The sequence below is a fragment of the Microbacterium sp. Leaf351 genome, assembly GCF_001423825.1.
Lineage (GTDB): Bacteria > Actinomycetota > Actinomycetes > Actinomycetales > Microbacteriaceae > Microbacterium > Microbacterium ginsengisoli.
On record NZ_LMPK01000015.1, the window covers coordinates 21,473 to 25,037 of the forward strand.

Below are 3,565 nucleotides of genomic sequence, written 5' to 3' on the forward strand. Positions count from 1 at the left end.
GACCTCGGTGCGTGAGCGCAGGTGCCGCGACAGCCGGCCGTCGGGGTGCAGTCCCCCGAGATAGACGATGCGACCCACGGATGCCGCCGCCCCCGCCGCGGCGATCGTCGCGGCGGCCCGCCGGTCGAGGTCCTCGAAGTGGGTCCCGGCGCTCATGGAGTGGATGAGGTAGAAGAGCACGTCGACATCGCCGGTCGCGGCGGCCGCGGCATCCGCGTCTTCGGCGGAGCCCGGAACGACCTCGACCTGGCCTCCCCACGGGAGTGCCGCGATGCGAGCGGGGTCGCGCGCGAGCACCCGCACCCGATAGCCGGCCGCGAGCAGCCGCGGCACGAGGCGTCCGCCGATGTACCCGGATGCCCCCAGCACGAGCGCGCGCGGCGCCGTGCCGTCCGGACGGGACTCGGCCCGCAGCAGCGGTTCACGCCCGGTCGGGACTGCACGGGGATCGGGCACGCGAGGAGCACCGTCGTCGGGGGCGGCGGACGATCGGGAAGTCGTCATACGTCGACGCTACGCCGGCCGTGCCACCGGAGGTGGGGGCTTGCGCGACGCGGTCAGGGCGTGAGCTGACCGACCGTACGGGGGCGCACGACGAACCAGAGCGCCGCCACACCGATGACGCCGCACACGACCATCACGCCGGCCATCGTCGTCGCCGTGATCGGCGCACCATGCTCGACGAGTCCCGCGAGCGGCGAGATGAGACCGGCGACGCCGAAGTTCGCGGCGCCCAACAGCGATGCCGCCGTGCCGGCGGCGGCACCGTGGCGATCGAGCGCGAGCACCTGCGTGCTCGGGAAGGTGAATCCGGCAGACGTCATGAAGAAGAACAGCGGGATCAGCACTCCCCACAGACCCAGCTGCAGCTGGTCGGCGACGATGATCGCGATGCCCGACAGCACGAGAGCCGCGGTGGAGAACGCGAGCACCCACTGCGGACCGAATCGAGCCGCCAGACGCGACGACACCTGCACCCCGACGACCACACCGATCGAGTTCGACGCGAAGACGAGTCCGTACTCCTGGGCGTTCAGACCGAACCCCTGCTGGAACAGGAACGGCGACGACGACAGGTAGGAGAAGAGACCCGAGAACGCCATCGCCCCGATGATGAGAACACCGATGACGACGCGGTCTCCGAGCACGCGACGGTAGCGGGCGATGACAGCCCGCCCACCGGGCACGTTGCGGCGCGCGGCCGGCAGCGTCTCGGGGATGATCAGCACCGTGCACACGAGCATCACGAGCCCGTAGGCGGCCAGCACGACGAAGATGCCGCGCCACGGCATCACGGTCAACAGCGCCGAGCCCACGAGCGGGGCGAGCACGGGCGCGGTGCCCGACACCAGCGCAAGTCGGCTCAACATCATGACGAGCCGCTTGCCGCCGAAGAGGTCGCGGACGACCGCCATCGCGACGACGCCACCGGCGGCAGCGCCCATGCCCATGAACACCCGCGAGATGCCGAGCAGGACCAGATCGGGGGCGATCGCCGCGGCGATGCTCGCGAGCACGTGCAGGGCCGTCACCACGATCAGGGGGATGCGGCGGCCGAACCTGTCGCTCAGCGGGCCGACCAGAAGCTGGCCCAGCCCGAAGCCCAGCATGGTGCCGGTGAGCGTGAGCTGGATGGCTGCCGCCGTCGTCTGGAAGTCGGCCTCGAGCACCGGGAACGCCGGCAGGTAGAGGTCGATCGTGAACGGGCCGAGCGCGGTGAGAGCGCCGAGGATGATGACGTAGAGCGCGCGTCGACGCACCGGGATGGCATCGCCGGGATGCAGCATGATCGGCGCGGTCGCGGGGTTGGCGCCGAGCGTTCGGATGGCGCCGGTGGACGAGGGTACGCGGGGCGTGGACCCGGTGGTGGGGACGACGGGGTTCGGGGCGGTGTTGAGCACGTGGGGATCTTCGTGTTCGCGGGCGGAAGGCCGGGGCCGACGGCGAGGGCCTGCTCGGCCGGGACGTCACGCGTCGCGTTCGTCAGGTGGGGAAACCATGATCGAATCGATTCGGCTGAGAGTTCAAGGATAGCAACTCCCGCGCGTCCCGCAACGGCAGAACGGGGGCGATCCGCTCGGATCGCCCCCGTTCACTGCGTATCTGCCTCAGGCGGCGAGGTCCTTCGCCCGCTGTCCGCGCACGACGAGCGCGTATCCTGTGATGCCGACGATCAGCGCCAGCACGGCGATGCCGAGCATCAGGATGCCGAAGCCGTCCTGATAGGCGCTCACCGCGGCCTGGAACACCGCGGCATCCGGCTTCGCCCCACCCTTGGCGTAGGTGCCGACAGCCGTCAGCGCGTCGGTGATCTGCGAGCTGGACTGACCGCTCGCCCCCAGACGCGAGACGATGCCGCCGATCGTGAGCTGCGTGACGGCGACAGTCGAGATCGCCGTGCCGAGCGAGTAGAACAGCTGCCCGAAGGCGGTGCGCGAGCTCGTGACCGGTCCGTAGAACTCCGCCGGCGCCTCGCCGAGGATCAGGGTTCCGTAAGGCAGTGCCGCCGCGGTGGCTCCCAGCGCGATGAGGATGCCGGCGGGCACGAAGGCGAGCGGGCTCGTCGCGTCGCGCACGAGCGCGGCGGCGATGAATCCGGCGGCCGCGAAGATGCCGCCGAGGAGGATCGACAGCTGGCTGCTCATCCCACGGGTCATCAGGCGGCCCAGCACGATCGCACCCACGATCGAGGTGAGCGTGATCGGCAGCTGCCAGATCGCCACCTCGCTGGGGGCCATTCCGAGCACGTACTGCCAGAAGTTCGTCAGCTGCAGGAACGATGCGGCGACGCCGAAGTTGAAGATGAAGCCCGCGCACAGGGCGGCGAGGAACAGGGGGCGACGGAAGAGCGAGACCGGGAAGAACGGGTTGCGCACCCGCGACTGCTGGAAGACGAACGACAGCAGCAGCAGCACGCCGAGCGCCATGATCGCCCAGGTGAGCGGACTGGTCAGCGAGGNNNNCACGTCGCGCGACTCGGTGACCGACGGGGGCGTGTTCGGCAGCAGTGCGAACGCGGCGATGATGCTCAGCGCCGAGAGCACCGGCACGAGCACGAACGCGAGGCGCCAGTCGATGCCGGCGAGGATGCCGCCGCTGAAGGTGAACAGCACGGCCGAGGCGCCCGAGACCGCCGCGAACGTCGCGACGGCGGCAGGAAGTTTTCCGGGCGCGGCGAGCACCTGGATGAAGGCGAACGCGGCGGCATAGACCGCGCCCAGTCCGATGCCGGTGATGGCCTGGCCGAGGATGTAGACGAGGGCCGTCGGCGCCGCGGCGACGACGAGCTGGCCGATGATGCCGGTCACGAGCGCGATGACGAGCATGCGGCGACGGCCGATGCGGTCGGCGAGCAGTCCGGTGGTGATCACGGATGCCGCGATCGCCAGGGTCTGCACAGAGGCGGCGAGGGCTTGATCGCCGCCGACCATGTCGAGCCCACGGCTCGCTCCGACGAGCGCGGTGCTGGCGATGTTCGGGGCGGATCCCTGTACGGCGGCGAGGACGCCGAGGAAGGGGATCGCGAGGCGCGAGGCGGTGCGGGCGGCCGTGGGAACGGTCGAGG

The 3,565-nt window shown here is 70.7% G+C and carries 2 protein-coding genes and 2 pseudogenes; all 4 read right to left on the reverse strand.

What is annotated here, in order from left to right; all coding sequences use genetic code 11:
- Nucleotides 1–504: NAD(P)H-binding protein (locus ASG00_RS17240; RefSeq protein WP_235559227.1), on the reverse strand; the 504-nt coding region annotated here is incomplete at its 3' end.
- Nucleotides 505–557: 53 nt separating this feature from the next.
- Nucleotides 558–1,901 carry a multidrug effflux MFS transporter gene (locus ASG00_RS05790; protein WP_048809130.1) on the reverse strand — a complete coding sequence of 448 codons (1,344 nt, stop codon included), beginning with the start codon at nucleotides 1,899–1,901 and terminating at the stop codon, nucleotides 558–560.
- A gap of 207 nt (nucleotides 1,902–2,108) precedes the next feature.
- A pseudogene (locus ASG00_RS17245) lies at nucleotides 2,109–2,959 on the reverse strand (MFS transporter); the annotation flags it as partial.
- Between the two features lie 4 nt (nucleotides 2,960–2,963).
- Nucleotides 2,964–3,431: pseudogene (locus ASG00_RS17250) on the reverse strand (MFS transporter); the annotation flags it as partial.
- Nucleotides 3,432–3,565: the final 134 nt, after the last annotated feature.